The following is a 2,773-nucleotide window of genomic DNA, read 5'->3' on the forward strand; positions in this document are numbered from 1 at the left end:
ACCGAATGGACCAAAACATTCAGAGAATAATCTATTCTTTTGAATTATATTTTCTCCTGGATAGATAATAATTTCGCGTCCTTGTTTTTGCCAGATTTGTCCATTTTTTGCGCTTATGGTAGATACATCTAAGTGAGCTGTCGAGCCATAGACTAAATATATTTTGTTTAATCTATCATCACTATAACCTAGATAATGAAAAAACGGTGCTGCAAATGTGATCTTTGTTAGTTCTGTCAGATTATTATCTTGGGCGACGCAATTGGATTTATCAGATGGTTTGTAGCCGTTTTCAATGAGCTTCTTTTCTGTTATGCCATTGGTAGAATTTAACTTTACATAATGAACATAGCAGATCTCATCTAAACTATCTGCAGCGTTTGGTTGAATTTTTCTACGATATAAAAGCAATCCATCCATATCTGCATTATCTGTTAAAGCATTGAGTTCCTCAAAATTATTATTCTTTACATTCCAAAAATCGCCATACGGCTTTAAATAAATTCCCGCTATAACCAATGCTATTATTAATATAATGATTGCTCCTAAAATAGATACGCTTATGATGAAAATTTTTAAAATTAGATTGATGATTTTTTTGAGACCATTATTCATTCTTTATCCTTATTTTTTACTATTATAGCATACGATTTGCTATTGCGATGTATGGCGGTTAAAATTTAAGTTCACCTTTTGTAAAATATTGGAAATTAAAAAAGGACAAAAATGGAGTTTGAGCTTTGGCAGTTCGCGGTGCTTTTTGCGGCGGCGTTTTTCGGCGGATTTATCGACTCGATAGCAGGCGGCGGCGGGCTGATATCGCTGCCTGCGCTGCTTGCCGTAGGCGTTCCGCCGCATGTAGCGATCGCCACAAATAGATTTCAAGGCAGCTTCGGAAGCTTCACCGCCGCTTTAAATTTCATCCGCAAGGGCTACGTCGATGCGGCGGAGATCTTGCACGGCGTGATTTTTACGTTCGTAGGCGGACTCGTCGGCGCTTATGTCCTGCTCCTAATCGATGCGAAATTCCTAAACTACCTCATTCCGATCCTGCTGCTGGCGCTTTTCATTTATATGATTTTTTCGCCGAACCTAGGCGAAGCGCCCGCCAAACCCAAGATGTCAAAAAAGAGCTTTTACGCGATTTTCGGGCTTATTTTGGGGTTTTACGACGGATTTTTCGGCCCAGGTACGGGCTCGTTTTGGACGTTTGCACTCGTGGGAATTTTAGGGCTTTATATGAAAAAGGCGGTCGCACACACGAAGGTTTTAAATTTCACCTCAAACATCGTCTCTTTGGGCGTTTTTATCATCGGTGGGCAGATTTTATGGCTCGTCGGAGCGGTGATGGCGGTCGGACAGATCGCGGGCAGCTTCGCAGGCTCAAGCCTCGTGATGAGATGCGACGTGAGATTTGTGCGCAATATGCTTCTGCTCGTCGTTGCCGCCACGATTTTAAAGCTACTTTACGGACTGATTGCAAATTAATTACAGACTGGTTGAGGGCCGATCGCGGGTTAATTTCAAGCCAAAATCATAGAATTTTATACAGGATTTCGTATAAAATTTCGCATAAAATTTTATGAACCCTCGCCGATTTGCCGTAATGACGCTGATCTTGCTGCCGCAGTAGCGCAGATCTTGCTGTAGGGTCACGCCAGTCTCGCTTCGATGGCGTCGACTATATCGTAGCTTCGCGCTGATCTTGTCACGACTACGCTAATTTCCCGCTGCTGCGATGTTGATTCTGTTGCCGTTGCGTCGGAAGCCTCGCTTGTCGCGAGGTCTTTGATTTTATTATTTCGATATCGCTGATTTTGCTCCGCTACATCGACAACTTCGTTGCCGCGCTTGCTACTGCGAGGATTTTAATTGCGTTGTGCGGTGTCGCACTGATTTTTTATGACGGCGCTGTTCTTTCTGCTGCGATGGTAGCGATTTTAGCGCTGCTTTTACCGCCCCGCCGCCCGTACCACTACCATGGGCGGTTTGATTTTGCTGTCGCGATATCGCGATCTTGATGGTGCAAGGATTTGATTTACTGCACAACGATGCCGATGAAGTTTCGTCCATTCGTATCAGTCAAATTTAGCCACACTGCCCGTATCTATTTCGTCGTATCGCCATGCCATTCATTCGGTGTTGCCGATAGAGTCGTCGTATTGCCGAGAGCGCGGCGTTATCGTGCCCCGCATTGATGAAATTTAATCGGGCACCGTCACGCACGCCTCTTTCCCGCTTATTTGCCTTTTAAAATATACGCCACCGTTAGCGAGCCGTTTTGCTCGCCCTGCGCTCGTGCCGACAGTTCAACCATTTGCTGTGCAGATTCGCCGCCGTGCCCGTATAGATAGATTAAATTTAGCCGTACTTTCACGCTCTGTTTTGTTGCGCCTGTTAGCTTTTTTAAATTTGCCGTTTCGCCGCCATGGTTCGCTTTCCGCGCTAACCTCTCGCCATATTGTCCGCTGTATTTTGTGCGATAAATTTAACCGCATTGCCGCGTCTGCCGTTTTATTCTGCTATCGTAGACGAAATTTTGCCTATCCATGCCATTTAAATTTGCCGTATCGCTGCGTATCTGTTTCGCCTCGCCCGTCGAAATTTAGCCAATCTCTCGCGTCAATTAAATTTCATCATACCTGCCGCATTCAAGCCCGTCCGCTCGCAAAATTCCGCCGCCTAAAGCAATACTAAAATATTTTGCGATAAAATGGGCGAAATTTTTCACAAAGGATTTACTATGCAGATCATCTCGACTCCCGATGCGGCG

The 2,773-nt window shown here is 44.6% G+C and carries 3 protein-coding genes; 1 reads left to right on the forward strand and 2 read right to left on the reverse strand.

What is annotated here, in order from left to right; translation table 11 throughout:
• On the reverse strand, positions 1-615 hold a 615-nt coding region (locus tag Q0614_RS02250), incomplete at its 3' end, for a hypothetical protein (RefSeq protein ID WP_298786248.1).
• Between the two features lie 111 nt (positions 616-726).
• On the opposite strand from Q0614_RS02250, the gene Q0614_RS02255 reads away from it, so the two are divergent.
• Positions 727-1,488 (forward strand): TSUP family transporter, encoded by a 762-nt coding sequence (locus Q0614_RS02255; RefSeq protein WP_298786250.1) that lies wholly within the window; start codon positions 727-729, stop codon positions 1,486-1,488.
• A gap of 751 nt (positions 1,489-2,239) precedes the next feature.
• On the opposite strand, the gene Q0614_RS02260 is transcribed toward Q0614_RS02255, so the two are convergent.
• A complete protein-coding gene (locus tag Q0614_RS02260; RefSeq protein ID WP_298786251.1) occupies positions 2,240-2,377 on the reverse strand; it encodes a hypothetical protein in 138 nt (45 codons plus the stop codon).
• Positions 2,378-2,773: the final 396 nt, after the last annotated feature.

Origin of the sequence: uncultured Campylobacter sp. (assembly GCF_937997595.1) — a bacterium.
Classification (GTDB): domain Bacteria; phylum Campylobacterota; class Campylobacteria; order Campylobacterales; family Campylobacteraceae; genus Campylobacter_B.